This window comes from Bradyrhizobium sp. OK095, assembly GCF_900109945.1.
Classification (GTDB): Bacteria; Pseudomonadota; Alphaproteobacteria; order Rhizobiales; family Xanthobacteraceae; genus Bradyrhizobium.
The window spans coordinates 571,774-597,525 of sequence record NZ_FOBX01000003.1; the positions used below are offsets into that span (position 1 = coordinate 571,774).

The 25,752-nt window shown below is 64.8% G+C and carries 29 protein-coding genes; 13 read left to right on the forward strand and 16 right to left on the reverse strand.

The window, feature by feature from the left end; all coding sequences use genetic code 11:
* Nucleotides 1-296: 296 nt before the first annotated feature.
* The 3 genes from BMW89_RS11705 to BMW89_RS11715 are packed head-to-tail and all read right to left on the reverse strand — an operon-like array spanning nucleotide 297 to nucleotide 2,890.
* Nucleotides 297-1,421, reverse strand: coding sequence for an HD-GYP domain-containing protein (locus BMW89_RS11705; protein ID WP_092026047.1), 1,125 nt, complete (start codon nucleotides 1,419-1,421; stop codon nucleotides 297-299).
* A 57-nt stretch (nucleotides 1,422-1,478) separates the two neighbouring features.
* Entirely contained in the window at nucleotides 1,479-1,811 is a 333-nt protein-coding gene (locus BMW89_RS11710; RefSeq protein WP_092026050.1) for a PilZ domain-containing protein, read from the reverse strand.
* Nucleotides 1,808-2,890 carry a DUF2336 domain-containing protein gene (locus BMW89_RS11715; protein ID WP_092026053.1) on the reverse strand — a complete coding sequence of 361 codons (1,083 nt, stop codon included), beginning with the start codon at nucleotides 2,888-2,890 and terminating at the stop codon, nucleotides 1,808-1,810. Before BMW89_RS11715 ends, BMW89_RS11710 begins: the two co-directional genes overlap by 4 nt.
* Before the next feature lie 303 nt (nucleotides 2,891-3,193).
* Here BMW89_RS11715 and BMW89_RS11720 point away from each other — a divergent pair, with 303 nt between their 5' ends.
* Both BMW89_RS11720 and BMW89_RS11725 read left to right on the forward strand, forming a co-directional pair.
* The gene (locus BMW89_RS11720; protein ID WP_092026056.1) at nucleotides 3,194-4,141 is read left to right on the forward strand and encodes a helix-turn-helix domain-containing protein; all 948 of its coding nucleotides are present in this window, start codon (nucleotides 3,194-3,196) and stop codon (nucleotides 4,139-4,141) included.
* Between the two features lie 44 nt (nucleotides 4,142-4,185).
* Nucleotides 4,186-4,776: an NADPH-dependent FMN reductase gene (locus BMW89_RS11725; RefSeq protein WP_092026059.1), complete on the forward strand. Its 591-nt coding sequence runs from the start codon at nucleotides 4,186-4,188 to the stop codon at nucleotides 4,774-4,776.
* Here the strand turns inward: BMW89_RS11725 and BMW89_RS11730 are convergent.
* From BMW89_RS11730 to BMW89_RS11740, 3 genes are all read right to left on the reverse strand, one after another.
* A complete protein-coding gene (locus BMW89_RS11730; protein ID WP_092026062.1) occupies nucleotides 4,773-6,854 on the reverse strand; it encodes a methyl-accepting chemotaxis protein in 2,082 nt (693 codons plus the stop codon). The genes BMW89_RS11725 and BMW89_RS11730 overlap by 4 nt on opposite strands.
* Before the next feature lie 115 nt (nucleotides 6,855-6,969).
* Complete coding sequence (locus BMW89_RS11735) at nucleotides 6,970-7,755, reverse strand: 2-keto-4-pentenoate hydratase (RefSeq protein WP_092026065.1); 786 nt, start codon at nucleotides 7,753-7,755, stop codon at nucleotides 6,970-6,972.
* A 12-nt stretch (nucleotides 7,756-7,767) separates the two neighbouring features.
* The gene (locus BMW89_RS11740) at nucleotides 7,768-8,379 is read right to left on the reverse strand and encodes a TetR/AcrR family transcriptional regulator (protein ID WP_092026068.1); all 612 of its coding nucleotides are present in this window, start codon (nucleotides 8,377-8,379) and stop codon (nucleotides 7,768-7,770) included.
* Nucleotides 8,380-8,481: 102 nt separating this feature from the next.
* Between BMW89_RS11740 and BMW89_RS11745 the strand changes: the two genes are divergently transcribed.
* On the forward strand, nucleotides 8,482-8,964 hold the full coding sequence (locus BMW89_RS11745; RefSeq protein ID WP_092026071.1) for a tautomerase enzyme: 483 nt from the start codon (nucleotides 8,482-8,484) through the stop codon (nucleotides 8,962-8,964).
* A gap of 41 nt (nucleotides 8,965-9,005) precedes the next feature.
* A complete protein-coding gene (locus tag BMW89_RS11750) occupies nucleotides 9,006-9,782 on the forward strand; it encodes a crotonase/enoyl-CoA hydratase family protein (protein WP_092026074.1) in 777 nt (258 codons plus the stop codon).
* Nucleotides 9,783-9,785: 3 nt separating this feature from the next.
* Here the strand turns inward: BMW89_RS11750 and BMW89_RS11755 are convergent, their stop codons facing one another.
* Nucleotides 9,786-10,223 carry a DUF1810 domain-containing protein gene (locus tag BMW89_RS11755; protein ID WP_092026077.1) on the reverse strand — a complete coding sequence of 146 codons (438 nt, stop codon included), beginning with the start codon at nucleotides 10,221-10,223 and terminating at the stop codon, nucleotides 9,786-9,788.
* A 191-nt stretch (nucleotides 10,224-10,414) separates the two neighbouring features.
* On the opposite strand from BMW89_RS11755, the gene BMW89_RS11760 reads away from it, so the two are divergent.
* Together BMW89_RS11760 and BMW89_RS11765 are read left to right on the forward strand one after the other, a co-directional pair.
* Nucleotides 10,415-11,365, forward strand: coding sequence for a DUF2778 domain-containing protein (locus BMW89_RS11760; RefSeq protein WP_244547577.1), 951 nt, complete (start codon nucleotides 10,415-10,417; stop codon nucleotides 11,363-11,365).
* Between the two features lie 79 nt (nucleotides 11,366-11,444).
* The gene (locus tag BMW89_RS11765; protein WP_092026083.1) at nucleotides 11,445-11,702 is read left to right on the forward strand and encodes a hypothetical protein; all 258 of its coding nucleotides are present in this window, start codon (nucleotides 11,445-11,447) and stop codon (nucleotides 11,700-11,702) included.
* A 158-nt stretch (nucleotides 11,703-11,860) separates the two neighbouring features.
* Here the strand turns inward: BMW89_RS11765 and BMW89_RS11770 are convergent, their stop codons facing one another.
* Nucleotides 11,861-13,717, reverse strand: a complete 1,857-nt coding sequence (locus tag BMW89_RS11770) for a tannase/feruloyl esterase family alpha/beta hydrolase (protein WP_177195983.1) — start codon at nucleotides 13,715-13,717, stop codon at nucleotides 11,861-11,863.
* 20 nt (nucleotides 13,718-13,737) lie between these two features.
* The gene (locus BMW89_RS11775; protein ID WP_092026086.1) at nucleotides 13,738-14,097 is read right to left on the reverse strand and encodes a hypothetical protein; all 360 of its coding nucleotides are present in this window, start codon (nucleotides 14,095-14,097) and stop codon (nucleotides 13,738-13,740) included.
* Nucleotides 14,098-14,184: 87 nt separating this feature from the next.
* Here BMW89_RS11775 and BMW89_RS11780 point away from each other — a divergent pair, with 87 nt between their 5' ends.
* A complete protein-coding gene (locus tag BMW89_RS11780) occupies nucleotides 14,185-14,736 on the forward strand; it encodes a MarR family winged helix-turn-helix transcriptional regulator (protein ID WP_092026088.1) in 552 nt (183 codons plus the stop codon).
* Nucleotides 14,737-14,878: 142 nt separating this feature from the next.
* Nucleotides 14,879-15,970, forward strand: coding sequence for a TRAP transporter substrate-binding protein (locus BMW89_RS11785; protein WP_092026091.1), 1,092 nt, complete (start codon nucleotides 14,879-14,881; stop codon nucleotides 15,968-15,970).
* Between the two features lie 22 nt (nucleotides 15,971-15,992).
* On the opposite strand, the gene BMW89_RS11790 is transcribed toward BMW89_RS11785, so the two are convergent.
* From BMW89_RS11790 to BMW89_RS11815, 6 genes are all read right to left on the reverse strand, one after another.
* On the reverse strand, nucleotides 15,993-16,775 hold the full coding sequence (locus tag BMW89_RS11790) for an ABC transporter ATP-binding protein (RefSeq protein ID WP_092026094.1): 783 nt from the start codon (nucleotides 16,773-16,775) through the stop codon (nucleotides 15,993-15,995).
* Nucleotides 16,763-17,818 (reverse strand): dihydrodipicolinate synthase family protein, encoded by a 1,056-nt coding sequence (locus BMW89_RS11795; RefSeq protein ID WP_092026097.1) that lies wholly within the window; start codon nucleotides 17,816-17,818, stop codon nucleotides 16,763-16,765. Before BMW89_RS11795 ends, BMW89_RS11790 begins: the two co-directional genes overlap by 13 nt.
* A 6-nt stretch (nucleotides 17,819-17,824) precedes the next feature.
* The gene (locus tag BMW89_RS11800) at nucleotides 17,825-18,646 is read right to left on the reverse strand and encodes a GNAT family N-acetyltransferase (protein WP_092026100.1); all 822 of its coding nucleotides are present in this window, start codon (nucleotides 18,644-18,646) and stop codon (nucleotides 17,825-17,827) included.
* Nucleotides 18,633-19,670, reverse strand: coding sequence for an NAD-dependent epimerase/dehydratase family protein (locus BMW89_RS11805; RefSeq protein WP_092026103.1), 1,038 nt, complete (start codon nucleotides 19,668-19,670; stop codon nucleotides 18,633-18,635). The genes BMW89_RS11800 and BMW89_RS11805 overlap by 14 nt, the downstream gene beginning before the upstream one ends.
* A gap of 10 nt (nucleotides 19,671-19,680) precedes the next feature.
* The gene (locus BMW89_RS11810) at nucleotides 19,681-20,451 is read right to left on the reverse strand and encodes an ABC transporter permease (RefSeq protein WP_092026106.1); all 771 of its coding nucleotides are present in this window, start codon (nucleotides 20,449-20,451) and stop codon (nucleotides 19,681-19,683) included.
* Nucleotides 20,452-20,533: 82 nt separating this feature from the next.
* Nucleotides 20,534-21,181, reverse strand: coding sequence for a TetR/AcrR family transcriptional regulator (locus tag BMW89_RS11815; RefSeq protein ID WP_092026109.1), 648 nt, complete (start codon nucleotides 21,179-21,181; stop codon nucleotides 20,534-20,536).
* A gap of 101 nt (nucleotides 21,182-21,282) precedes the next feature.
* Here BMW89_RS11815 and BMW89_RS11820 point away from each other — a divergent pair, with 101 nt between their 5' ends.
* Nucleotides 21,283-22,299, forward strand: coding sequence for an ABC transporter substrate-binding protein (locus tag BMW89_RS11820; protein ID WP_092026111.1), 1,017 nt, complete (start codon nucleotides 21,283-21,285; stop codon nucleotides 22,297-22,299).
* A gap of 32 nt (nucleotides 22,300-22,331) precedes the next feature.
* Here the strand turns inward: BMW89_RS11820 and panB are convergent, their stop codons facing one another.
* Nucleotides 22,332-23,153 carry a 3-methyl-2-oxobutanoate hydroxymethyltransferase gene (panB, locus tag BMW89_RS11825; RefSeq protein ID WP_092026113.1) on the reverse strand — a complete coding sequence of 274 codons (822 nt, stop codon included), beginning with the start codon at nucleotides 23,151-23,153 and terminating at the stop codon, nucleotides 22,332-22,334.
* A gap of 423 nt (nucleotides 23,154-23,576) precedes the next feature.
* On the opposite strand from panB, the gene minC reads away from it, so the two are divergent.
* The 4 genes from minC (at nucleotide 23,577) to BMW89_RS11845 (ending at nucleotide 25,748) form a co-directional block, all read left to right on the forward strand.
* Nucleotides 23,577-24,275 carry a septum site-determining protein MinC gene (gene minC, locus BMW89_RS11830; RefSeq protein WP_092026116.1) on the forward strand — a complete coding sequence of 233 codons (699 nt, stop codon included), beginning with the start codon at nucleotides 23,577-23,579 and terminating at the stop codon, nucleotides 24,273-24,275.
* 19 nt (nucleotides 24,276-24,294) lie between these two features.
* Entirely contained in the window at nucleotides 24,295-25,110 is an 816-nt protein-coding gene (gene minD, locus BMW89_RS11835; protein ID WP_092026119.1) for a septum site-determining protein MinD, read from the forward strand.
* Nucleotides 25,107-25,388: a cell division topological specificity factor MinE gene (gene minE, locus BMW89_RS11840; protein WP_092026121.1), complete on the forward strand. Its 282-nt coding sequence runs from the start codon at nucleotides 25,107-25,109 to the stop codon at nucleotides 25,386-25,388. Before minD ends, minE begins: the two co-directional genes overlap by 4 nt.
* A 174-nt stretch (nucleotides 25,389-25,562) precedes the next feature.
* Nucleotides 25,563-25,748, forward strand: coding sequence for a hypothetical protein (locus tag BMW89_RS11845; protein ID WP_092026124.1), 186 nt, complete (start codon nucleotides 25,563-25,565; stop codon nucleotides 25,746-25,748).
* Nucleotides 25,749-25,752 lie beyond the last annotated feature (4 nt).

Here is a 25,752-nt window from a genome sequence, read left to right on the forward strand (position 1 = left end):
TCTCGATCGCGCGGGAGGAACAATATGCGGACTGAAAGGTTTGTTGCTGGCGCGAGGGAATTGACATGCGGCGGCTGGCTAGCCTGGTTCGACGGTTGTTCGGTCCGCGACCGCGGCAGGCGATTGATGATGATCCAAGTCTTCCCTTCACACCCGATGAGCTCTCCAGGCTGATCCGCAGCGGCAGACGCGAGGACATGAAGTTGCTTGCGGAAGGGTTGGCCTGCCGCTCTATTCCGCGTCCCGCCAGATATCGCGCGACGCACTAGGTCGGGTTGAAGAGGCGTTTGTCGCGCTCACCGCGTGAGCGCGACCTGCTTGAATGAACCCACCAGCGCCTTTTCCAGCTTGCCGCTCATTCCGCACAGAATGTTGTAAGCCTCGTTGCGCGGCATTGTCGGCTTGTAGTGGCGGTGCTCGATCAGCGCCGCAAAAATGTCCGAGATGGTGAGGATGCGCACGATGTCGCCGATGCTCTCGGCGCAGAGCTTATCCGGATAGCCGCTGCCGTCGAGAAATTCGTGATGATGGCGCACGGCGTCGAGGATCTCCGGCGAGATCTTGTCGTGGCCCTTCAGGAAGTCATAGCCAGCGGCCGGATGTGTCTCGATCATGGCGCGCTCCTCCGGATCGAGGCGGCCGGGCTTGTCGAGGATGGCGAGCGGGATCTGCGCCTTGCCGATGTCGTGGAACATGGCGGCCGTATACAGGCGCTCCAGATCGGCTCTGCCGACGCCGAGGCTCAAGCCGAAATCGATGGCGACGCCGGTGACGAGCAGGCAATGCTGATAGGTTCCCTCGTGGTGGCGCCGCACCGTCGTCAGCCATTCCGACAGGCCATGCTGGGTGATGCGCTCGGCGATCTGGCGGCCGGCTTCTTTGGCGCCGTCGACATCGAGCGGCTGGCCGAGGGTGACGGACATGAACATCGATGCGATCGCGGTCGCCGCGGTCTCGACGGCATTGTCCGGCTGCGTCGCGCCACCTGACGGCGCGGATGCATCGTCGGCCAGATCGGTCAGCGCCGCCAGCAATTTGATCCGGTTGATCGCTCCGGGAAGGACCAGCGTCGCCCCGAGCGCATAGGCCTGCGAAATGCCGACGTGAGAGGCGTGCTCGAGCAGGAAGATGCGCTTCCTGGCCTTCGCGAACTTGCCGGCCCGATTCTTGATGGCCGCGATGTTGTCGACGTCGCGTAGATCGGCGCGGATGACGATGGCGGACGGCACCGCCTGCGACTGCTTGGCGCCGGAGTCCAGCCTTTCGCCCGCAACGATGAAGCGCTCTTCGAGCATCGAGCAGAGCCCCGACAATTTGTCGGAGGAATCGGCGAGCACATGCACGAGGGAGCGCGCGGCCTCCGTCTCTCGAAAGCCACCGCCACGATCGACGGGGTTTTGTATGGTTCGCGCGTTCTGCACGGTCTGACCTGGGCGTTGACGTGAGTGGAGTTCAATGCGTGGGTTGAATGTTCGGATCTACTTGCCGTGTGCGAAATTCTGCGCGGTGGCCGGTCGCGGGCCTGCGGCCTTCCGCTTGCCGTCTGCGGTGACGAAATGGATGCCGGCCGTGGTGCCGTCGATCCAGACCAGCTCGCAGCGCCGGTAGGCGAGGCCCGTCGACGACAGCACCAGGAAGAACTCCTTGGCCTGGAGCACGTCGAGCGTGCCTTCGACCTCCAGCTTGGCACCGGTCTGCGACACGTCGAGCAGGATACAGCTGCGCTGCCAGGTGCCGTCCGAGCCCATCAGATTGACAGACTGCCTGTGGTCCATCTTTACGCGAGATGTTTTTCGGCCATCGAATTTCATCGGTTAACCCCCATCTTCGTGCCGGCACATGCTGCGATTTCCCCCCAGCGCACGGTCCATTGGCTGGTCGACAAAAGAAGTGTATCGAAGAGGAGTTGCGCGCGTTCGCGCTCTGCGAAGGAGAGCCGTACACCGCTGCGGTTGCTCAGGATCGCAAGCGTGGTCGCCCAGTTCAGGCGCGACGCGCGGCAGGCCATCACCAGGCCCTCGCAATCGTCATCGGTCATGATGTGCTCCACGATCTCGATCGGCGCGCCCGACAGCACCGACAGCGCAGTGAAGAGATTGGCGGTCTCGCCGCGGATCGCGAAACGGTTGACGGTGGAATCGTTGAGCTTACCGACGCGGTTGAGGGCGACGATCTCCGGCCTCGCGCTCGCATAGGCTGCCGGGGAGGGTAGCCTGGCCGTTGCTGCCGCATTCTGCGGCGGCGGCAGAGCGGAAGCGTTCGGCTTGGCTGACGGCTTCTTGCCGGGGGAGGCGGACAGCAATGTCCGCACGACGATGTCCGGCGTGCCGGGCCGCAACGCCAGGGCCTTGGTGATCTCGCCATCCTGCTCGGCCCGGGTGATCAGCGCGGCATAGGCCGTGCCGGAGAATTTGGTTCCCGGGTTCCTGATCAGTGCGAGATGGAGCGCGCTGCCGCCGTGCGCGATCAGCGCCTCGGCGACAACAGGCTCGATGCTGTCGCGGGCGCAGATCGCGAGTTGCTGCCGCTCGCCGCCCGAGGCTGCGATCATCGCGAGATCGATCGTAGACAGTGTTTGCGATTTGAGCAGGAGTGGACAAGCGATGTCCGGATCGTCGTGCGCAGCAAGCCGACGCAATGTCTCCTGCGGAGCCACGTTCAGCTCGGCGAGCGCCTTGCTGAGCTGCACCAGCGCGCTGGCCGCGACCCGTTCCGTCAGGCGCAGCAGGACGCCATCCACCACGCCGACGAGCATCTCCCGGGGATGATCGCGGTTCGTGGCGAGGAGGCGGGTGATGCCTTCGAGGACGCGAACGCAGCGCTCCGACGGGCACGCTGCGACCGCGTCTTCCAATTCGACCAGAATATCGGCAGGCGAATTTGCCATCATGGCAGGAGCCTGAATTTGAAATAAATTTCGACGATCCAACGAGCTTCATTGCGTCCCAGAGGCGTTAATTTGAAACTTAGACTTGGACTCGCCAGGTATCAGCGCACCGCCTGGAGCACTGGAAACGTTATCGAAATTTGGCAGGGCACGAACCGTGACTTGTCCTTTGAATTGGACCCCCGCCAACTGATCGAGACCGACCGGCATGATTCTTCCGGTCTGACGGGGCGACTGAAAGGGAGGAATTCAGATCGGCGGTTTCGCCGGACACGCGTCTTTTCCTGACGCGGTTTTCATTTTGTCATGACCAGCAATGATGATGCGCCAGCGCTGGCGCCAAAGACATTTCGCTTTTCAGATGTCGACGAGTTTCGCAACGCGATCCGTGGGCTGAATTTCGAATTCACGCCGTTCGTGCGCAAGATCGCGGCCGAACAGACCATCCTGCAATTGCCCGGCTGCGACGTGAACGTGACGCTGGCCTTTCCGCGTGCGGTGGATGCGCAACTTGTCGCAGATTGCACGGCCGTTGGTTTTGCGATGGACGACCTTGACGTGCCCATCCGCTTCAACGGCGCGCAGCGGAGCCGCGCGGTCATCGTCATCGGCAGCAGCGGGGCGGCCTACAACACCATCGAAGAGGTGCAGCGGCAAATCGCCTCGGTCGTGTTCCGCCCCGAGGTGAAGGATCGCGGCTGGCCCGAGACCAATTCCAGCTTCAAGATTTTCGAGACCAGTCCGCTCGCGCTGCATTGGCTGCGAAGGGCGGTCAGGGAGGTGGTGGCGGCCGCGTCTGAGCCCATCGATCCCGCTGAGGTCGCCCTGAAGGCCGCGGCGATGAAGGAGACGCTGTTCGGTGCCGTCGATGCGGCGTTCGCCAACATCGTGCCCGCGCGCTGGACTCAGCGGCCGAACGACGAGCGTCAGTTCAAGATGTTCCAGGACATCCGCGCCCTTCTGTCCAACGATCTCGCCCAGCCCATCTACAGCGAGGAGATGGCGCGCAAGCTTGGCCTCTCCGTTCGCACCTTGCACGACGTCGTCCGCCGCTATCGCGGGATGAGCCTGCACCGTTATTTGCGCTTGCGGCGCCTGTGGCTGGTGCGCCGGCGGCTGCTCGCGGGGGCCGAGAGCGTCAAGGCCGTCGCGCTGGCGTTCGGCTTCTGGCATCTCAGCGACTTCTCCAGAAGTTATCGCGACCAGTTCGGCGAGACGCCGTCGCAAACGCTCGCGCTCGGCCGGAGCCGATAGCAATGGGATAGGCCCGCCGCTGCTTTTCGTGCTAGCTTCCGCCCATGAGCAATCGCATCCTCGTCCTCTACGGTTCCTACCGTTCCGACCGCATGGGCATCCGCCTTGCAAACTTTGTCATCGATCGCCTGCGCAGCCGCGGCGAGGAGGTCGAGTTCATCGACGCCAAGGCGATCGGCCTGCCGATGCTCGACCGCATGTACAAGGAACATCCCAAGGGTTCAGCGCCCGAGGCGCTGGAGAAGCTGGCCGGACAGATCCGCGACGCCGACGGCTTTGTCTTCGTCACCGGCGAATACAATTGGGGCATTCAGCCGGGCTTGAAGAACCTCACCGACCACTTCCTGGAGGAGTGGTTCTGGCGACCGGCCGCGATCGTGAGCTATTCCGCCGGCCGCCTGTCCGGCGCGCGCGCCTCGACCGCCTGGCACGGCACGTTGTCGGAGATGGGCATGGTGGTGGTCTCGAGCACGATCGGCGTCGGCCCGATCGGGCAGACGCTGTCGGCGGACGCTGAGCCGATCGGCGAGGGCGGCAAGGCGCTGGAGCGCTCGTTCCCGCGCTTTGCCGATGATCTCAATTGGTGGATCGAGGCCGCGAAAGCGCAGCGGGCGCGGAAAGCGCCGCCGTACTAGGCAGCCCTGACCTCACCGAGGAAGCGGTCGAACTGTCCGGCGAGATCGCGCGACTGCGTCGAGAGCTGCTCGGCCGCGCCCAGCACTTCGCGGGCGGCAGCGCCGGTGTCGTCGGCGGCGCGCTGCACACCTGTGATGTTGGTGTTGACCTCCTGGGTGCCGCGGGCGGCCTCCTGGACGCTGCGCGAAATCTCCCTTGTGGCCGAGCCCTGTTCCTCGATCGCAGCGGCAATCGCGGTGCCGATCTGGTCGATCTCGGCGATGACGTCGGCGACGTTGCGGATCGCGGTCACGGTCTCGTCGCTGGCGGCCTGGATCGCGGTGATCTGCTCGGAGATTTCGGTCGTCGCCTTGGCGGTCTGGCCGGCCAGCGATTTCACTTCGGACGCGACCACCGCAAAGCCGCGGCCGGCTTCGCCGGCGCGGGCGGCCTCGATCGTGGCGTTGAGAGCGAGAAGATTGGTCTGCTCGGCGATGCTCTGGATCAGCGTGACGACGTCGCCGATCTTCTGGGCGCCCTCGGCGAGCGCGCGCGCGGTATCGCCGGTGCGGCGGGCGTTGTCGACGGCGCGGGCCGCGATCTCGGTCGATTGTGCGACCTGACGGCCGATCTCGGAGATCGAGGAGGTCAGCTCTTCGGTGGCGCTCGCGACCGTCTGCACGTTGCTCGAGGTCTGCTGGGAGGCGGCGGCGACGACCGCGGCCTGGCTGTTGGTCTGGGCTGCGGTCGAGGTCATCGACTGCGCCGTGCTCTCCATTTTTGACGACGCCTGCGACAGGCCGCCGACGAGCTCGGTGACCTTGGCTTCGAACGCGCGGGTGAGCCCGTCGAGCGCCTGGGCGCGGCGCATCTTGCCGTCGTTCTCGGCCTGCTTCTCGGCTGTGAGCCGGTCGGCGCGGATCATGTTGTCCTTGAACACCTGGACAGCCGCGGCCATCGCCCCGATCTCATCTGAGCGCGCGGCACCGGGGATCTCTTCGGCAACGTCGCCGTCGGCGAGCCGCGACATCCGGCTCGTCAAGCTGACGATCGGAGCGCAGACGCGGCGGCGGACCATCACGATGAGCCCGGCACTGGCGATCAGCACGGCGACAAGGCCGACGAGCGCGATCGTGAAGCTGGTACGGGCGGCGGAGGAGGCGCCGGCGAGGATCTGCTCGGCATTGTCGTAGAAGGCGTCGCGGACGTCGATGATGGTGCTAAGGCCGCGCTGCGTGGCCGTGAAATAGGTATCGACGTCGTGCTCGTACTTGCCGGTGATCGCACCGTCCTTCACCAGCTTGAGCTCGCGGCCGAACTCCTCGAGATAGATCGCGTTGAACTTCTCCAGCGCAGCGGCGACGTTCGCAGGCGTTGCCGGATTGCCGCGCAATTCCTGCAGCGTCATCACGATCTGGTCGTTGCGGCCCTGCGAGCGGCTGATATCGGCCTTCTCCGCGTCGGTCGCCGGTTTCTTGCCGCCGACGAGATTCTTGTGCAGGCTGGAGTTGAAGCCGCCGACGTCACGCAGCGTCATCGCGACGTTGGCATAGCTGGCCTGGCGGTAGGCGTCGCCGTTGAGGATCGCCATGCGGCGGACCTGCTCGTTGAGCAAGGCGGTCACGCTGCCGTTGAGCACGGCGTTTTCGCCGACGATCTTCTTGGCGGCGTCCTTGCGCAATTCCGCCGGTCCCGCCATCGCCTTGTCGATGGCCTCGCGCAGCGCGCTGAATTTCGAATTGATGCCGTCGATGTTGCTGGCGGTGGTGGTGCCGTCGTCGAACGGACCGGGCAGCTCCTTGCGCAGCGCGTTCATCTTGTCGCGGGCGCCGTCGGTCTGCTTGCGCAGCTTGTCGTGCTCGGAAAGCTGCGCGGGGTCGTAAGTCGCGGGCCCGTAGAGAATGTTGGTGGCAAAGCCGCGCTCGGGGTTGAGGTAGCGCGGAATGTCGCTGACGGCGCGGACGATCGCGAGCCGGCCTTGCGCCTCGGTGATCCGCTCCATCGTCTGGTACTTGGTCACGGCGACATAAACGGCGAGGCCGCCGCCGACGGTCGAGAGCGAGACGATGGCGGTGGTCAGGAGCGTACCGATTTTCATGATTTATCCGGCATTGGCGCAGGGAGAAAATTATTCTGCGCAACGATAGGTAGCCGGTGTTAACCAGGGGTTTACGCTCCCGGCCGCCATGCCCTATCCGCATGCGTCCATTCGTCTAGGCGTAGGTCGCGCTCACGATTCCCAGCGGACCGAAATCGGCGACGTAAGTCTCGCCAGCCTTCGGCCGCAGCATGCCGGTGAGGGTGCCGGTGCTGATGGTTTGCCCCGCCTTGAGCCCGATGCCGGTCCGCGACAGCTCGTTCGCGAGCCAGGTCAGCGGCACCAGCGGATGATCGATCGCCTCCGCAGCGCTGCCGCGGCGTCTCTCGATACCGTTGCAATTGAGCACGACCTGCTGGGTCGCGATGTCGCGGCTGCGCCAGTCGGCGATGGGCTCGCCGAGCACGATCGTGCCTGATCCGGCGCCGTCAGCCAGGATCGCCGGCATCGGCGGAAACGCCGCGTCGTGCACGAAGCGGCATTCGGCGAGCTCAATGCCGGGGTGCAGCGAGGCAACGGCATCGCCGATCTCTTCGATAGAGTAGGGTTTTGCGCGCGGCGGCAAATCGGCGCCGAGACGGGCCTGAAACTCGACTTCCGGAATCGGGCTGCACTGCCGGGCATGCTCGACACTCGCGGGCGAGGCCTGGATCAGGGGCGCGAACACGCGGCCATAGATCGGCGAGGAGATGCGAAGCTGGCGCTGAAGCCCGGGCTTCATGCCGGCGATCTTCCAGCCGACGACGCCCCAGCCCAATTCCTCCTCCACCATCTGCGCGACGCGGTACGCGGTGTCGGCATCCGGCGGCACCAGCTGCGCATCGAGGCCGCTCTGTTGCCGGCTCTCGCGGCGCAGAGTGGCGAGGTGGCGTGCGAGCTCGCGTTGTCTAGACAAATCCATCGTGCATCCATTCTACTTGGTTGTGCGGGCGAGGGCGGCGGACAGGATCGTCTCCAGCTCCTCGTGAACCTGATCGAGCGCGGCCGCGCTGCGGTTCGCGCGGCACATCGCGACTGTTCCCTCAATCGAGGCGACGACGAGTGTTGCGAGCCGCTCCGCGCGTTCCGCAGCCAGCCCTTCGCGCAGCAAGGAGGTGCGCATAAGCTGTCGCCAATCCGCGAACACGCCGTCGGCAAGATCGAGCAGATGCTGCTGCGCCGCCGCGTCGTCCTTGTCGGAGGCTTCGCCGACATAGCGGTCGACGGCGACGGCGAGCACCGGGCAGCCTGCCTCGAAGCCGGTCGCTTCCAGCCGGCGGCGCCACGATGCGACGAAAGCCTTGAGGCCGCCGATCACGCCGCGTTCGTTCATGGCCTTCTCCAGGGGAATGGACACCTGCTTGCCGGCGAAGGTCACGGCTTCGGCGATCAATTGCCGCTTGCCGTCCGGGAAGTGGTGGCTGATCGAGCCGCGCGGCGTCGCGGTATGGCGGACGACATCGCGCATGCTGGTGGCGTTGACGCCGCGCCGGCTCATCAGGTCGGCGGTGCCTGCGATCATCTTGTCGCGTGTGGTTATTGTCATCGGGAGTCCCGCGATTGGCTGCCTCCATCTAGACTATGACGCTTGACATAGGCAAGCCGTGCTGGAATATGACGGGTGTCATATTCGTTGAAAGGGTGCACCTTGACCATCATCACCGTGACCGCGCCTGCCGGACGGCTCGACCTGGTGCAGCGCCGCGTCCTTGCGGAAAGCCTGACCGATGCCGTGCTTGTGCCGGAAGTCGGCCAGGACGCACCGGCGGCGCGAATGGGCTTTCAACTTCATTTCCACGACCTGCCGCCTGACCGCATGGCGATTGGCGGCCGGCTCCTGTCCGACCAGAGCACTCCGCGCGACATCATCGTCGTCACGATCGCAGTGATGAACGCGGCCTGGCCTGCCGAGGTGCGCGCGGAGGTGATCCGCAACGTGCTGGCGCGGCTTGCGGATGCTTGTGGTGTGTCAGCACCGTCGCCAACCTGGTGGGTCAATTTCGAGATCATCGACGAGGGGAGCTGGGGATCGCGCGGCGGCGTGCTGTCGATCCTTCAGCTTCTGGACTCCGGTGTGTTCACGCCGGAGCGGATCGAGGCGATCCGCGCGGCGATTCAGCCGCCGGCCTGACTTGCTGCCAAAACCAACAGATCAAATCCGGAGAGAAACGAATGAGCGAAGGTCAGATCCGCACCGAGGTGCACGGCCATGTCTTCAAGATCGTCATCGACAATGCCGCGAAGAAGAACGCGTTCACGCCGGCGATGATGGAGCAATTGTCCGATGCGCTGACCGAACTGCACGACAACGAGGCCTACCGCGTCGGCGTGACCTGTGCCGAGGGCAGGGATTTCACCGCCGGCCTCGACATGCCGAAATTCTTCGGGCCGACCGCGGAGAAGAGGAACATCAAAGAGGGCAATATCGATCCGTTCGGGCTCAACAAGCGCTGCCGCAAGCCTGTGATCACCGCCGTGCAGGGCATCGTCTTCACCATCGGCATCGAGCTGATGCTTGCCGGCGATATCGTCGTGGCGGCTTCAGATGCGCGCTTCTGCCAGATGGAAGCCAAGCGTGGCATTGCCCCGCTGGGCGGCGCGCATTTCCGCTTCCTCACGCGCGCCGGTTGGGGCGATGCGATGTATCATCTGTTCCTGTGCGACGAGTTTTCGGCCGAGCGCGCTCACGCGATTGGCCTCGTGCAGGAGGTGGTGCCGCCGGGAGAGCAGGTCGAGCGGGCGATGGCGCTCGCCGCCATCATCGCGCGCAACGCGCCGCTTGGCATTCAAGTGACCAAGGAAGCCGCGGCCAGATACATCGAAGGCGCCGAGGCGGCGGCGATCGCCTACATCCCGAAAATCCGCGACCGCGTGCTCGGCAGCGCCGACGCGAAGGAGGGCATTCAGTCCTTCATCGAGCGTCGCGCAGCAGTCTTTCAAGGGCGCTGATCGCTACGCCGGCGGATCGAGCTTCGCCAGGATCTGCAGCGTCGCGCCATCGCGCTGGCCTGCGAAATAGCGGGCGAGCGCCTCGCCGAAAACGGGCTCGTCGGACACCGCGCCGAACAACGTCATCGACGAGCGGAATTTGGCATCATCGGGCGCACCGAGGATTGCGTTGATGGTGCGTCGCTCGACGGCGAGCACGAGGCGGGTGCATTCGATCAGGCGCGGGCCGAGCACAGGGTGGGCGAGGTAGGCTTCGGCCTCCGCTCGGGAGCCGATGGCGTAGCGCTGGGACATGGCGCTGAAGCCCATGCCTGCGACCTGCGGGAAGACGAACCACATCCAGTGGCTTTGCTTCCGCCCCTGGGCCAGCTCCCCCTGGACGGTGCGAAAAACCGGGTTTTGGGCCTGAACAAACCGGTCTAGGCCAAAAGGATCGGTCATTGGATACCCCCGGGCTGCCTCGTCGGCCGCGATTATGCCTAACTTTTGGCTCCCAATGTGGTAGCTGGTATAGAGTCTCCGGGTGGGGGTGGGTCCCCCCGGGGGTCGATTTTGGGGATCTGATGGTTTCCGACCGCGCAAGCGCCGAGAGGCTGTTGTCGCGCCGCCGTATTGGGCGAGCGGAGACGATTCTGCTGTCTTTGGCTGCCGTCGCGCTGGCGCTGGGGGCCGCTGCCTGGGTTGCTGACATCGGCGGCTCGAGCGCGCTCGTTTCCGCCGCGTTGCCGCCGTCCAATGCGCCTTCCTTTGAAGACCGTTTCACCTCGCTGTCGAGCAATCCGTCCGCGCGCGACATCGGGCTGCGGACGCTGGAGCGCTCCGCCCTGAGCGCGGTGCAGCTCAAGCTGCGCGATGCCAGGGCGATGCTGGCCGAGAAACTTCAGGGCAACGACTGGCGCACGACCCTGACCGATGACGACCGGCACGTGGTTGACGAGACCAGGCCGTCACAGCGCGCCGACGCCGTCCCGATGCCGCGCTCGCGCCCGACCCAGGCGGACTTCGCCTCCCAGATCGCCTCTAGCCAGGCCTTTGCCGATGCCAATCCCAGGGTCGACAACCGCAACTTCTTCGAGAAATTCACCGACAAGATCAAACTGGCTTCGCTGACGCCCGACAGCGGCCTGCTCGGCAGGGCGCCGGATCTCATGGCCCTCGGCTACGATTCGCGGACGGCGGTCTATGACATCTCGGCCAAGGCGCTTTACCTGCCGAGCGGCCTCGCGCTGGAAGCGCATTCGGGCATGGGCGCGCTGATGGACGATCCTCAGCATGTCGACCAGCGCATGGTTGGCGCGACCCCGCCCGCGACCTACGATTTGAAGCCGCGCGAAAAGCTGTTCCACGGCATCCGCGCTCTGCGCTTGACGCCCACTGACGGCACCAGCGCGCTCGGCCGCGTCGGTCTGCTCACCCACAATTTCATGCTCGGGCCGCGCGGCGATTCCAACGGCTGCGTCTCGATCAAGGACTATGATCGTTTCATGAAGGCCTATGATAATGGCGAGTTCAACCGCCTGGTCGTGGTGCCGAGCCTGGGCGGATCGGCGACCGCCTCGCAGCGCGCGAGCACCGACTCCTGATCTTTGCTCCGGATATTTGCCTGCCACGGCGGGGCTGCCGTTTTCCCTTCGTTAAGCCGTCATCGTCCAGAAGCAGCCCATGAGTGATCCCCAAAACTCCGAGACCCCGCTGCGCACGACGTTCAAGATCAAGCTGAACGGCGATACGCTGGCGATCGCGACCGTCGGCCAGGCCTATCAATTCCTCACCAACTTCAAATCGGTCGAGTGGATGGAATTCCGCGCCCTGCATGAGGACGCCGTCGCGTCGCTGCAAGGTGCCGCCGATAACGCCATGCTCGCGGTGCAGGCGACCAACGCCGTGCGCGCGCTGTTCGTGAGTGCGAAGCTGCTCTGACGGTGCCTTCGTGGCCCGGATTGCGCTGCAGCGTGCAACGCTGCTGCGCAGAGCCGGGACCCAGAGATCACAGAGCCAGTGGAAGCATGGGCCCCGGCTCTGCAGCGCAACGTTGAAGAAGCGCTGCGCTGCGTCCGGGGCACCAGAGCGTTCGGCGATCAATACCTGTCGTCGCCACGCCCGTCGTCGTCATCGTGGAAGTCGTGGTCGCCGCCTCGGCTGAAACCGGGATCGACGCACGCAAAGTTGCCGGCGTCATTGGTCATGCCGCTGCCCTTGTAGGCCGCGATCTTCGGATAGACGCAGAGCGGCCGCGTGCCGCTGGCCGGGAAGTTCATCGCGACGCGCGGATCGAACAGTCCACCGGCCGGGTAGGGCGAGGTGGCGTTGGTGTTGGTCGCGACGATACGTTCCGGCGCGATGCCGTTCTCGACCCAGTCGGTGATGGCCTTGAGCTCGTTGCCGGCGAAGCTCGCGGTGGCCGCGCCGCCGCCGCAATGAGCCATGTTCGGCACCATGAACAACCGCGCGAAATCGGCCGCGCGACCGCTCATGTGCCGGTCCATGTGGCGATACCAGCGGGCGATCGCAGCACCCGAGAAGATGCCGTCATTGACGGAGGAGGAGATGATCAGCTTGCCGCCGCGTGCCTTGAACGGCCGCAAATCGGTCGAGACCGCGGCCATGAAGTCCATGCTGCTTTCGGGATAGGCCTGGGTCTTGTTGAAGATTTTTGGCGCGTCGGTGTCGAAGTTGAATTTGAACACGAAAGCTTCCTGGCCGTTCGGCCCGTTGACGGGCGTGACCACGGGCGGGGTCTGGAAGATCATCGGGATCGCGCCTGCGCCGAGCGTCAGGTTGATGGCGGTGTTGACACCAGGCACCGGCGCGGTGACGACGTTCCAGAGTTGCCAGCCCGCGCCGGGCGCGGTGGGCGGCGTCCAGATGCCGGCATCCCAGAACCAGTTCGAATAGAGCCGTTGTCCCCTTGAGTTGACCGGCCCGGCGTAGATCTTCTTCAACGCGTCGACTTGCTTGGCCGTGAGGCACGTGCCGCCATGCGGCGTGCTGCCATGCGAGCCGGAGCCGCAGGTGTAACTGGCGAGCGCCGGATACACCTTCTTCGCCGTGCAGGCGTGATAATTGTCGATGATGCCGTCGACGAGGCCATCGAGCGCGTCGCAGGCGCTCAGGATCGCGGCCGAGGCCACCTGGAGATCTTGCACGGGAAACGTGTCGGGAATGAACGGTTGTCCGTTGACGTCGTTGCTGGTTGCGAGCGTGCCGAGCACCTGCTCGTTCCAGGCTTCCGCGAGGCCCGCCTGCGGCAGGTTGAAGCCGGGATTTTGCGAGATCACGCCGTCGAACAGCCAGGGGAAGCGCTGCGACGCCACCATCGCGTCGCGGCCGCCGTTCGAGCAACCCATGATGTAGGAGTAGACGGTGTCGAGGCCGTAGAAATAGGAGATGATCTCTTTCGAGATCGTCGCGGTCTTCTCGATACCGTTGTAGCCGTAGTCCCGGCGCGCCTGCGCGTCGATGGCGAAATGCGCGGATCCTCCCGCATTGGCATCGTCGTCTTGATGTCCGCCGACGACATTGCCGGGGTTGTCCTCGTGGCCGCCATCATCGGCGGCGACAGCCCAGCCCTGGCCGAGCTCGACACCGGCCGCACCTTGCGGATCGGCATTGAGGCTGCCGTCGGTGCCGCCGCCGCCCATCATCTCGAAACGGCCATGCCAGGTATTGGGCAGGTTGAGCGCAAAGCCGATCCCGTAGGTGAAATGATCGGGGTCCTGCGTCGAGACGCGCTTGTTGATGATGCCGATGACGTTGCAATAACCGGACTTCTGGGTCGCGCTCAGGATCTGCGTGTTCGCCAAAGTGAGGCCGGTGAGGGCGGTACAGGAGGCGCGCGGCGCGACGCCGCCCGGCGGCAATTCATGTGCGGCGGCATGGGTGCCGAGAGACGCCCATGTGGCGATGATCGTCGAGGCGAGGAAAAGTCGTTTCATGTCATGCCCTCCCAGTTTCATCATGGATGATTGAACGAAAGCGCCCGGCGCGTTGCCAACGGGCGAAACGTCGCGTGGTCAGAAATTTTTGCAGAAATGCTGTTGGGAGACAGGCGCGCCGCGCCGGCGATGAGCCGCGCCGCCGTTTCAGTGGCGCGCAAAACCATTCCGCCGCGATGCGCTGTGGCATGCGGATCGGTGCCCAGCCCTGATGACGGCACGGACGTTCGCTCCCCTTGAAACCGCTCGTGGTACGGCAGGTTTTCACGATCCTTAGGCGAGCGATGTTGCCGTGTCAACATGACGCATCGCGCGATATTGCCATGCAACCTGTCGTAGAAGCTGTAGGCGCGGAACGAAGTTCCGCCCGGCTTCTCCATTCCACCGCGTTGCGTTAGGTTAGCTGTCCGAATCCTTGAGGACACGGCCGGATGCGCCTGCACCGGCTCTGCGAAAGATGTGCGTCGATGCGGCCAGCCAAGGCACGGGTGAAGAAACGGATCGCGGGACCGCAGCGGGCGGCACGCGCGACAAAGCCGTCGCGCTCGCCGCCGCGCACCGCGTCCGGCGCGACATCGCCCCGGGCGAAACCGCTTGCCCTGGGCGACCTCTCGCAATTGCTGGGCTATTCCATCCGTCGGGCGCAGCTCTGGATCTTTAGGGAGTTCAGCCGGCAATTGGCGGCCTTCGAGATCAGTCCTGCCCAATTTTCCGTGCTCTGCGTCATCGACTCAAATCCCGGCGTCAATCAGCTTGCCGTGGCGCAGCTGTTGTCGATCGAACGTGCCGGGCTCGGCAGGCTGGTGGATCATCTGGAAGGTCGTGGCCTGGTGCGACGCAGCGCGTCGGCGATCAACCGCCGCTATTACGTGCTCTATCTGACCGTGGCCGGAACGGCGCTGCTGGGCCGGCTGAGGCCGGCGGCCGCCGAAAGCGACAAGGCGCTGGCCGCCAAGATCGGACCGCGCGCCTACAAGGAATTGCAGCGGGCGCTGTCGACCTTTGTCGGGGACGCCTGAGCGATCCGCGGCGGTCCCGTTTTGGCGGGTCGCCCCTTCCTTATCATGGCTTGAACTGCGTGGCAGGAACGGGCAAACGGTCCGCGAAGACCGTGGCCTACGCCACCCATTTCAAGCCTGACGTCAAGGGAGAGACCCCATCATGGAACGCCGTACATTCCTCAAGGGCGGCGCGGTTGCCGGCGCGACGACGCTGGTTGCTGCACCTGCGATCGCGCAGAGCGCGCCAGAGATCAAATGGCGCCTGACCTCGAGCTTCCCGAAGTCGCTCGACACCATCTACGGCACCGCGCAGACGTTTGCGAAATACGTGGCCGAGGCCACCGACAACAAATTCCAGATCCAGACCTTTGCGGCCGGCGAGATCGTTCCGGGCCTTCAGGCGCTGGACGCCGTCAGCACCGCCAGCGTCGAGATGGCGCAGACGCCGCTCTATTTCTATATCGGCAAGGAGCCGGCGCTGGCCTACGCCACCGGCGCGCCGTTCGGCATGAACCATCGCCACCAGGAATCCTGGTGGCATTTCGGCGGTGGTGCCGATCTCGCCAACGAGGCGCTCAAGCCGTTCAAGGCGCACGCCATCCTCTGCGGCAATTCCGGCACCCAGATGGGCGGTTGGTTCCGCAAGGAGATCAAGACGGTCGACGATCTCAAGGGCCTCAAATTCCGCATCGCCGGCATGGGCGGCCATGTGCTGGCCAAGCTCGGCGTGGTACCGCAGCAGATCGCGGGCGGCGACATCTATCCGGCGCTGGAGAAGGGCACGATCGACGCGGTCGAATTCGTCGGTCCCTATGACGACGAGAAGCTCGGCTTCCAGAAGGTCGCAAAATACTATTACTTCCCCGGCTGGTGGGAAGGCGGCGCCATGCTGCACATGATCGTCAACGACGAGAAATGGGCGAGCCTGCCGAAGCAGTATCAGGCGATCGTCAACCAGGCTGCCTCCGCGGCAGGCGCCTGGATGCTCGAAAAGTACGACAGCGTGAATCCGGCAGCCCTGAAGCGGCTGCTGGCAAATGGCGCGGAGCTGAAGGCGTTCCCGCAGCCGGTGATGGAAGCCTGCTACACCGCGACCCAGGAACATCTGAACGAGCTCGCCGCCAAGAGCGATTTGTTCAAGCGCACCAAGGACAGCCACGACGCCTATATGAAGGAGCTGCTGTTCTACACGCAGATCGCGGAGAATTTTTACGACAACTATCTGCTCAGCAAGATGCGCAACAAGAGCTGATTGCGAGAAGAGGGCGCGGTGCTTACGCCGCGCCCAGTCCCAGCTTCGCGTAAATCCGCCTTGCATAGGAACCGAACGCATCCGTCGTCTTCAGCGGAAGATCGCGCGGGAAGGGCAGCTCGATCGGGAAGTAGTCGGCCATCTTCGCCGGACCCGCGGTCAGCACGGCGCAGTGCGAGGACAGGAACACCGCTTCCTGGATCGAATGGGTGACGAAGATGATGGTCTTGCCGCTCTCGCGCCAGATCCGCAGCATCTCCAGATTCATCTGCTCGCGCGTCAGCGCGTCCAGCGCGCCGAACGGCTCGTCCATCAGGATCAGCTTTGGATCGTGGATGAAGGCGCGCGCGATGGCGGTCCGCTGCTGCATGCCGCCGGAGAGCTGATGCGGATATTTCTGTTCATGGCCTGAAAGGCCAACGAGGTTGAGCAGGTCGCGCGCCCGTTCGCGCGCGGCCTTGATCGGCAAGCCCACGATCTCGGCCGGCAGCAGCACGTTGTCCAGGATGGTGCGCCATTTCAGCAAAAGCGCCTGCTGGAACACCATGCCGATGTCGCGGGTCGGATCGAACGGGCTGTTGGCGTTGCCGATCGTCACCGTGCCGCCGTCGGCGCCGTGCAGGCCGGCCAGGATCTTCATCACTGTGGTCTTGCCGCAGCCGGAGGGGCCGACCAGCGACACCAGCTCACCTTCCTGCACGTCCATCGTGACATCGGATACGGCGAGGAACTCTGCGCCGCCGCTGCGATAGACCTTTCGGACGCCTTGCAGGCTGATGAACGGAGCGGAGCTCATGCCAGCCATTTATCCAGATTGGCGGCGACGAAGGAATCATCGCTGAGGTCGGCATGCTCGCGCGTGACGCGGTCGATCTCGTCCTTCTGGCCGGGGCTGAGGCCCTCGTTTGGATCGAGGCACCACAAACCTTTCATCAGGCCCTGGCGCCGCAGCACTTCGTGGCAGCCGGCGATGCAGCCGTGAAAATTATTGGCGACATCGAAGAAGGCGCTGTTGCAGTCGGTGACGCGGGCATCGAGCGCGAGCAGATCGGCCGGCACGCTGTCCTTGTGCCGCGCCGCCTTGCAACGCTCGAACTGTTTGATCGCGCTCGCGGTCCAGACTGACCAGTGGCCGAGCAGGCCGCCCTTGAAATAGGTGCGCGTGGTGATGCCGTTGTCGCGCAGGTCGAACGGCAGCATCAAATCGAGCAGGATGTGATCGTCATTGCCGGTGTAGAGCGCGACGCGGTCGAGCGCGCCGGCCGCCGCGACGCCGCGCAAAACATCAAGAGTCCTGTAGCGGTTGAACGGCGCGATCTTGATCGCGATGACATTGTCGATCGAGGCAAAACGCTGCCAGAACCGGCAGGACAGGATGACGCCGCCGACGGCCGGCTGAAGATAGAAGCCAACCAGCGGGATTTCGGCGGCGACCGCCGTGCAATGCGCAATGATCTCGTCCTCGGAGGCGCTCTTCATCGCGGCGAGGCTGAGGAGACCTGCGTGATAGCCGATGTCGCGCGCGGTGCGGGCTTCCGCGACAGCCTGGTTGGTTGGACCTGCGAGGCCGGCGACCATCGCCAGCGGACGCTTGGTCCAGCTGGCAGCAGTCTCGGCGGCAAGCTCGAGCACGGGCCGATACAGGCCGACATCGCGGATCGCGAACTGCGTGGTGTGCACGCCGACGGCAAGGCCACCTGAGCCTGCGTCGATGTAATAGCGCGTCAGGGCGCGCTGATGCCTTTTGTCGAGCTCGCGCTCGGCGGTGAGCGCCAGCGGATGCGCCGGCATCACGGTGCCCTCGGCGATCAGCTTGCGGATGTCGGCGTTGATCTGGCTGTGGTGCATGATGTCCTATCCGAATTCAGGGCCGGCGACGGCGAATGGCATTTCCTCAACCATGGCGGTGGCGGGGCCGAACCGCATACGCTGAAACGGCCTCTCGATGGTCCAGCCAGACCCGGTCAATCCTTCCAGGAACGCGGCTTGCGAGGCGACGGCATCGATCAGAAGCGGGCCGGTCTCGGATCGTGTGATCGCATGAACCAAGGCCAACGCTGTTGCGGCATGATCGGCAAACAGCGGGCCGATATGGCGGGCGGTCCGGCCGTCGCGAACCAGCGCGATTGCGCCATGCGCGGAGACGATGCGCGAGCCCGAGCGCTGCGCGAAGGCGGAGAGGAGGGCGGTCCGGTCGAAACCGGTGGCGCGCCGGTCCCGCGCGCTCAGCGCATCGATGGTCGCGGATGAAGACGGCGGGGCTTCGGCTCGGCCGAGATTCGCCAGCTTCAGCCGGCGCAATTGCAGCGTCGGCGTGAAGCCGAGCGGCCCGTAGACGGCGGCGCCGTCGGGTGTCGCATCGAGCCAGCTGGTCAGGCCGTTCTTGCGCGCGGTCTCCAGGCAGGCATCGACGAGGCGCGTGGCAAGGCCGAGGCGGCGATGGGTGCCTGATACCAGCACCATGCTGATCCAGGCGTTGTTGCCGGAATAGGGCAGCAGCGCGGCCGTGGCGACCAGCCGGGTCCCGTCACGAATGCCGAACACGACGCCGTCGTGTAGGAAGATACGCCAGTCCTCCTCGGTCTGGTTCCAGTGCGCCTCCGTCGACAGCACCAGCCCGGCGATCGCATCATCGACGCCGAGCTTGAGGATCGGCGGACCGTCAGTAGCGGCCATCGCGCACCTCGTATTTGGTGGGCTTGCCGAGGCTCGGCATGGCGCGTGAGACCCAGTCGGCCGTCCAGGCGATCAGCTGCTCGGTGTCGACCACCGGCAGGCCGAACAGCTCGACCGCTTTCGACGTGTCGGTGAGCCACGCGGTCGGCTCTTCCTTGCCTGTCAGGACCGGCGCGCGACCGAAGCGGGCACCAAATCTTGCGGCGAGATCGCGCACCGCAAGAATCTCGTGGCCGCTGACATTGATCGGCGTGGTCGGGGCGGTGCAATGCGCGAGGCACCGCAGCGCCTGCGCGGAGGCATCGCCCTGCCAGATGAAATTGACATGGCCAAGGCTGACGTCGATCGGCGTGCCCGTCAGCACTTTTGTGGCGATGTCGTGCAGCACGCCGTAGCGCATGTCGATCGCGTAGTTGAGGCGGAACAGCCGTCCCGGCGTCGAGAACCTGCGCGAAAAATATTCGAACATGCGCTCGCGGCCGACGCAGGACTGGGCGTATTCGCCGGGCGGGTTCGGCGCCATCTCCTCGGTCGCGCCTTTGCCGCCGACGGGCACGAACGGATAGATGCAGCCGGTCGAGAACGCCACGATCCGCGACGACGGAAAGGCCTGCGCGACCAGCGCCGGCACATGCGCGTTCATCGCCCAGGTCAGCGACAAATCGCCCTCGGCGCCGAATTTGCGGCCGGCCATGAAGATGATGTTGGGTGCCTTGGGGAGGGCCTGAATTGCGCTCTCGTCCATCAGGTCGCAATTGATGGTCTCGACGCCGCGGGCGTGCAGCCACTCCTTCACACCGGCTTCGCTGAAGCGCGCCACGCCGATGACGCGGCGATCCGGCACGGCTGCCTTCGCGAGCCCCGCCAGCGTCGGGCCCATCTTGCCAGCGACGCCGAGGATCATGATGTCGCCCTCGACCTTTTTGAGATCGTCGATCAGCGCCTGGGAGGGCCGGCACAGGAGATCGTCGAGGGCTGCGATATCGGGAATGGTCTTCGGCAGGTTGTCGCGGGTGAGAAGCATGGGGCGGTCCTTAGCTTTGCCTGGCATCGCCGACCACGAACATGCGTTCGAGGACGAGCACCAGGCCGTAGAGGGCGACGCCAAGCAGCGTCAGCAGCACGACGGCCATCACCATCGCGGGCGTGTCGAGCGAGGACTGCACCTGGATCATGAGGTAGCCGAGCCCGCGCTCGGAGGCGATGAACTCGCCGACGATGGCGCCGGCCACCGCGAGGATGGCGCCGACCTTCATGCCGGAGAAGATGAAAGGCAGCGAACCCGGCAGCTGGATCTTGCGGAACAGCGTCCAGCGCGAGCCGCGCAGCGATTTGACGAGATCGAGGAGATCGGGCTCGACCTCGCGCAGGCCCCGCGCGGTGGTGAGCAGGATCGGGAAGAAGCAGATGCTGAAGGCGATCAGGATGTTCGGCACGATGCCGTAGGAGAACCAGACGATCAGCAGCGGGCCGAGCGCGACCTTCGGGATCATGTTCAGCGTCACGAACAGCGGCAGCAGCGCCACGCTCAGCAGCGGCGCCCAGCTGAAGATCACCGCGAGCGCGACACCGACGAAGGCGCCGAGCGCGAAGCCGCCGAGGATCTCGATCGCCGTCACCAGCGTATTGGCGCCCCAGGCATAGTTCGCGGTTCCCAGCGTCTGAACCGTCGCCAGCGGGGAGGGCAGGATGAATTTCGGCACGTGGAAGGCGTCGACCAGGACCTGCCAGAGCACGAGCACGGCGAGGTGCACGATCAGGATGATCGCAAAGCTGCGTGCGGTGTGTGCCCCGTCGGCTGCCACCTTCTGCTCCCTGTTGTCCGCGGCCTCGCTGCCACAACGGCAGCCTAACCGTCCTTGACCTAAGTTTCAACTAGTTGGTTGATTAGGGCCGGAGCGAATGCAGCACGAGATCGACGACATGGCGTCGCCGGGCGCGGCGCTGGGCGCGGCTCGACAGGTCCTTGCTGAAGATCGCCGACAGCGTCGGCGTGTTGGAGAAGAAGAAATAGCTTAGGCCCGCAATGGAGATATAGAGCTGGACGGGGTCGATCCCCTTGCGGAAGATGCCGCTGCGCACGCCTTCATGGAGGATGTGGGAGACGCTTTTGACCAACGGCGAATGCATCGCTTCCAGCCGGGTCGAGCCGCGGACATGGCGGGCGCCGCCGCGGTTCTCGTCGTTCAAAAGCACGATGAAATCGGGGTTGGCCGCGAGGTGATCGAATGAGGCCTCGATCAGCTTCCGGATCGCCTTGTCGGGCGGCAGGCCCTCGAGATTGAGCTTGCGCTCCTGCTCGCGGATGTCCTCATAGACCCATTCGAGCACGGCGAGGTACAGCGCGTCCTTGTCGCCAAAGTAGTGATAGACCAGCTGCTTGTTGACGGCCGCGCGCTCGGCGATCTCGTCGACGCGGGCGCCCGCAAAGCCGTGCTTGGCGAACTCCAGCCGCGCCGCGGTGAGCAGCTTCTTGCGGGTGGCGACGGGATCGCGCCGCTGCGGCACCGTGTCGCCTGAACGTTTTGCGGGCATTTCCAACCAAACAGTTGACAAGTGGAGGGCGGACTTGTTGCATTGGTATCCTCACATGGGGAGAGCGACAAGCCGGGTCGCGGGCAATGAGGAGAGATGCGATGAAGCATTTGCAGGCGGTGGGCTCGGTTCTCGGCTTGGCCTTGATGCTCGGTTTACCGGCGGTGCCGGCGGGCGCGGGTGAGGCGGTGAACCTGATCCTGAACTGGACGCCGACGGCCGACCATTCGCCGTACTACTACGCCAAGGCGCAGGGCTGGTACGAGAAATCAGGCATCGACCTCACCATCGAGACCGGCAAGGGCTCCGGCGTCTCCGCCGCCAAGGTGGGCTCTGGCGGCTCGCCGTTCGGCGTCGCCGATCTCGCCACCATGCTGGTGGCCAAGAGCAAGGGCGCCGACACGGTGGCGGTGATGAGCGTCTACGCCAACACCGGACAGACGTTTTACTGGCTGAAGAGCTACGGTGTGAACGGCGTCAAGGATTTTGCCGGCCACAAGATCGGCAATCCGCCGGGCGATGCCTCGCGCGTGATGTGGCCGGCCTTCGCCAAGGCCGCAGGGCTCGCGCCCGATGCGGTCGGCTTCGTCAATATCGGGCCGACCGCGAAGATCGCGGCGCTGAAAAGCCACACCGTCGACATCATCAGCGACTTCTACAACGAGCACGATCTGAAGGTGATCGAGTTCGGGCCCGACCTCGGCTACGTCAACTGGAAGGATATCGGGCTCAACCCCTACGGCAACTCGCTGATCGTCAACGGCGCTTATCTGCAGAAGAACCCGAAGCTGGTCGAGGAGTTCGTGCGCATCTCGCAAAAAGCCTTTGCGGCTTGCGTCGCCGACGTCACGCCGTGCCTGAAGGCGCTGCTCGACCAGGCCTCCGGTCTCGACAAGGAGAACCAGGAGCGTCAGTGGGAGCGCATCAAGTTCCTGATGACGGATGAGTTCACGACCACCAAGGGTCTCGGCTGGATCGACGGCGAGCGGATGAAGAAGGACTACGAGCTGGTCCAGGCCTATCTCGGCATGGAGAAGCCGTTCGACGTCTCGACGGCATTCACGACCAAGATGCTGGATCCCGCCGTCAAGATGGATGCGAGCAAGGTGAAGAAGTAGAGGGGGCGCGGCCTGACTGCGGCCGCGCATCGTCAGCTTTTCTTCATCTCGTAGACGTGTTCAGGCCCCGGAAAGGCGCGTGACCGCACGTCGGCTGCGTACCCCTCGATGGCCGCTTCGATCGCCGGACCAAGATTGCCGTAACGCCTGACGAATTTCGGAGTTCGCGGCGATAGCCCGAGCATGTCCTCGAGCACCAGCACCTGGCCGTCGCAAGCCGCGCTCGCGCCGATGCCGATGGTGGGAATGGCTATGGTCTCGGTGATCTTGCGCGCCAGCGGTTCAGCCACGGCCTCGACGACGACCGAGAATGCACCGGCATCAGCGACGGCCTTCGCATCGTCCTCGATCGGCCCCCAGTCCATCTCGCTGCGCCCTTGGGCCCGGAACGAGCCGAGCGTGTTGATGGATTGCGGCGTCAGGCCGACGTGTCCCATCACCGGGATGCCGCGCCCGGACAGGAACGCGATCGTCTCCGCCATGCGCACGCCGCCTTCGAGCTTCACGGCGCCGCATTGCGTCTCCTTCATGATCCGCACGGCGGAGTTGAACGCCTGCTCCCGGGAGGCTTCATACGATCCGAATGGCATGTCGACGACGACGAGGGCCTGCTGCGAGCCACGCATCACTGATGCGCCCTGAAGAATCATCATGTCGAGCGTAACCGGCACCGTCGTCTCAAAACCGTGCATGACGCTGCCAAGGGAATCGCCAACCAGAATGACGTCGCAATGCCGATCCACCAGCGCGGCCGTATGCGCGTGATAGGACGTCAGCATCACGATCGGCTCGGCTTGCTTGCGTGCACGGATATCCGGCGCGGTCTTGCGCCTGATGGCGGACTGAACTGACATGCGCGGGCTCCATATCCGGGGACGCGGATCGAAGCCAGATGCCATGAACCTGTCAACGCGGGATGATCGGGGCCGCGATCACAATGGACGGCGCGCGAGGCGAGGGTGCATAGCCTGCCTCAACGTCGCTGCGCTCGCGATGAGGAGGTTGAGAGAGCGAGCCCCACGCGCCTCTCTCGTGCCCCGGGCGCAGCGCAGCGTCCCTTGACGGTGCGCTGCAGAGCCGGGGCCCATTTCGCCGGAGTAGGCCGTGTGGCATGGGTCCCGGCTCTGCGCAGCAGCGTTGCACGCTGCAGCGCGTCCGGGACACGCGGCTGGCTAACCGGCCCCCACACCCACGTAACCCCACGGAGAAATTAACCAGCCATTAACCATATCGGCGGCATCGTTAACCATTCAATAACAGGGAACGAGTCGGCCGCTATGGAGGCTGCAGCAAAAGTCCAACGCCAAATGGTGCGCCTGCGCGGGCGTTCCTACGTAGCCTTCGTGTTCGTGCCGACGGTTCCGATCCAGGATTGGCTCCTGGAAATCGACACCACCATCGCGCGCTCGCCGGGCTTCTTCGCCGGCCGGCCCGTGGTGCTCGACCTGTCCTCGGTCGACCTCAGCCAGTCCGGTATCGGCCACCTGCTTACCAGCCTTCAGGATCGCAACATCCGCGTGCTCGGGATCGAGGGCGTGGACGAGGGCCGACTGACAGCGATGATGCCGCCGCTGCTCTCGGGCGGACGCAGCTGCGTGATCGAGCCGACCGCGCCGAAGAAACCTGAAGCGAAGGCCGAGACGAAGCCGACATCGTTGCTGTTGGAGACCCCGGTGCGTTCCGGCCAGACCGTGATCTTCCCGGAAGGCGACGTCACCATTCTGGGTTCGGTCGGCTCCGGCGCGGAAGTCGTCGCCGGTGGTTCCATCCACATCTACGGCGCGCTGCGCGGCCGCGCCATGGCGGGCGTGAACGGACACACCAGCGCGCGCATCTACTGCCAGAAGATCGAGGCCGAACTGCTTGCAATCGATGGGTTTTATCAGACCGCCGACGATATCGACGCTGCCTTGCGCGGCAAGCCGGCCCAGGCCTGGCTGCAAGGCAACACCATGCGAATTACCGCGCTGAACTGACCAGAAGGAGATTTTTGAGATGGCCAAGGTACTGGTCGTGACATCAGGCAAGGGCGGCGTCGGCAAGACCACGACGACCGCAGCGCTGGGAGCTGCGCTGGCGCAACGCGGCGACAAGGTCGCCGTCGTCGATTTCGATGTCGGCTTGCGCAACCTCGACCTCGTCATGGGCGCCGAACGCCGCGTGGTGTTCGACCTCATCAACGTGGTGCAGGGCGTCGCAAAACTCCCGCAGGCGCTGATCAAGGACAAGCGGCTGGAGAACCTGTGGCTGCTGCCGGCCTCGCAAACCCGCGACAAGGACGCGCTGACGGAAGAGGGCGTCGGCAAGGTCATCGACGATCTGCGCAGCCGTTTCGACTGGGTGATCTGCGACAGCCCGGCCGGCATCGAGCGCGGCGCCTCCATGGCGATGCGTTTTGCCGACGAAGCCGTGATCGTCACCAATCCGGAAGTCTCCTCGGTGCGCGATTCCGACCGCATCATCGGCATGCTCGATTCCAAGACCGTGCGGGCCGAGAAGGGCGAGCGCGTCGAGAAGCACATCCTCATCACCCGCTACGACCCCTCCCGCGCCGCGCGCGGCGAGATGCTGACCATCGAGGACATTCTGGAAATCCTTGCAACGCCCTTGCTCGGCATCATCCCCGAGAGCCAGGACGTGCTGCGCGCGTCCAACGTCGGCACACCGGTGACGCTGTCGAATGCGGACGGCGCCCCCGCGCGGGCCTATATCGATGCGGCGCGGCGCCTCTGCGGCGAGACTGTCGCCATGCAGGTGCCGACCGAGCGCAAGGGTTTCATGGATCGTCTGCTGCGACGGAGGGCTGCATGAGCATGGGTCTGCTCCGGCTTCTCCGCGGCAACAAGGCCTCTGCACCCGTCGCACGCGAACGGTTGCAGATCCTGCTTGCCCATGAACGCGGACTGCGCGGCCAGCCCGATCTGCTCGGTGTGCTGCGTGAGGAAATTTTGGCCGTCGTGTCCAGGCACGTGACGCTGGACCCGACAAAAGTCATCGTGCGGCTCGAGCGCGGCGACGAGGTCTCGACCCTCGAGGTCGATATCGAAGTGCCCAACGATTTCGAGCGCAAGAAAGCGGCGGTCGCGTAGGGGACGCGACTGACGACGACCCATTTTGGGGTGGGTGAGAAGGCGGTCCGCTGGGCATAGCGGGCCGCCTTTGTCGTTTGGGCCAGCGGAACGGCACAAGCGGTAAGACCGTTATCCCGGACCCGCGGAGCGCCGAGCCGGGCGCCGCGGTGTCCTTCAAACGGGAGAGCGCTCATGATGTCCGAGGTCCAGGTCCATACCGTCGCGCGACAGATGCTGGAGCAGCACGGTTTTGCAGCGATCGCGAAGGCGGCCGAGCAGGCCCAGGCCTGCGAGGGCCGCGGCGAGGCTGATGAGGCCAGGGAATGGCGTCACATCGCGGACGCCATGAAGATCATGCGCGGGCCCGCCCACAGCTGAGCGC

Bases quoted from the DNA above. Each gene is read 5' to 3' on its own strand.
- BMW89_RS11735 (WP_092026065.1), bottom strand. From the start codon at position 7,755: ATGGATTTGTCTAGACAACGCGAGCTCGCACGCCACCTCGCCACTCTG.
- BMW89_RS11845 (WP_092026124.1), top strand. From the start codon at position 25,563: ATGATGTCCGAGGTCCAGGTCCATACCGTCGCGCGACAGATGCTGGAG.
- BMW89_RS11725 (WP_092026059.1), top strand. From the start codon at position 4,186: ATGAGCAATCGCATCCTCGTCCTCTACGGTTCCTACCGTTCCGACCGC.
- BMW89_RS11785 (WP_092026091.1), top strand. From the start codon at position 14,879: ATGGAACGCCGTACATTCCTCAAGGGCGGCGCGGTTGCCGGCGCGACG.
- BMW89_RS11790 (WP_092026094.1), bottom strand. From the start codon at position 16,775: ATGGCTGGCATGAGCTCCGCTCCGTTCATCAGCCTGCAAGGCGTCCGA.
- BMW89_RS11710 (WP_092026050.1), bottom strand. From the start codon at position 1,811: ATGAAATTCGATGGCCGAAAAACATCTCGCGTAAAGATGGACCACAGG.
- minE (WP_092026121.1), top strand. From the start codon at position 25,107: ATGAGCATGGGTCTGCTCCGGCTTCTCCGCGGCAACAAGGCCTCTGCA.
- BMW89_RS11765 (WP_092026083.1), top strand. From the start codon at position 11,445: ATGAGTGATCCCCAAAACTCCGAGACCCCGCTGCGCACGACGTTCAAG.
- BMW89_RS11820 (WP_092026111.1), top strand. From the start codon at position 21,283: ATGAAGCATTTGCAGGCGGTGGGCTCGGTTCTCGGCTTGGCCTTGATG.
- BMW89_RS11720 (WP_092026056.1), top strand. From the start codon at position 3,194: ATGACCAGCAATGATGATGCGCCAGCGCTGGCGCCAAAGACATTTCGC.
- BMW89_RS11800 (WP_092026100.1), bottom strand. From the start codon at position 18,646: ATGGCCGCTACTGACGGTCCGCCGATCCTCAAGCTCGGCGTCGATGAT.
- BMW89_RS11775 (WP_092026086.1), bottom strand. From the start codon at position 14,097: ATGGAGAAGCCGGGCGGAACTTCGTTCCGCGCCTACAGCTTCTACGAC.
- BMW89_RS11750 (WP_092026074.1), top strand. From the start codon at position 9,006: ATGAGCGAAGGTCAGATCCGCACCGAGGTGCACGGCCATGTCTTCAAG.
- BMW89_RS11805 (WP_092026103.1), bottom strand. From the start codon at position 19,670: ATGCTTCTCACCCGCGACAACCTGCCGAAGACCATTCCCGATATCGCA.
- BMW89_RS11780 (WP_092026088.1), top strand. From the start codon at position 14,185: ATGCGGCCAGCCAAGGCACGGGTGAAGAAACGGATCGCGGGACCGCAG.
- BMW89_RS11740 (WP_092026068.1), bottom strand. From the start codon at position 8,379: ATGACAATAACCACACGCGACAAGATGATCGCAGGCACCGCCGACCTG.
- BMW89_RS11755 (WP_092026077.1), bottom strand. From the start codon at position 10,223: ATGACCGATCCTTTTGGCCTAGACCGGTTTGTTCAGGCCCAAAACCCG.
- BMW89_RS11815 (WP_092026109.1), bottom strand. From the start codon at position 21,181: ATGCCCGCAAAACGTTCAGGCGACACGGTGCCGCAGCGGCGCGATCCC.
- minC (WP_092026116.1), top strand. From the start codon at position 23,577: ATGGAGGCTGCAGCAAAAGTCCAACGCCAAATGGTGCGCCTGCGCGGG.
- BMW89_RS11715 (WP_092026053.1), bottom strand. From the start codon at position 2,890: ATGATGGCAAATTCGCCTGCCGATATTCTGGTCGAATTGGAAGACGCG.
- BMW89_RS11770 (WP_177195983.1), bottom strand. From the start codon at position 13,717: ATGAAACGACTTTTCCTCGCCTCGACGATCATCGCCACATGGGCGTCT.
- BMW89_RS11795 (WP_092026097.1), bottom strand. From the start codon at position 17,818: ATGCACCACAGCCAGATCAACGCCGACATCCGCAAGCTGATCGCCGAG.
- panB (WP_092026113.1), bottom strand. From the start codon at position 23,153: ATGTCAGTTCAGTCCGCCATCAGGCGCAAGACCGCGCCGGATATCCGT.
- minD (WP_092026119.1), top strand. From the start codon at position 24,295: ATGGCCAAGGTACTGGTCGTGACATCAGGCAAGGGCGGCGTCGGCAAG.
- BMW89_RS11730 (WP_092026062.1), bottom strand. From the start codon at position 6,854: ATGAAAATCGGTACGCTCCTGACCACCGCCATCGTCTCGCTCTCGACC.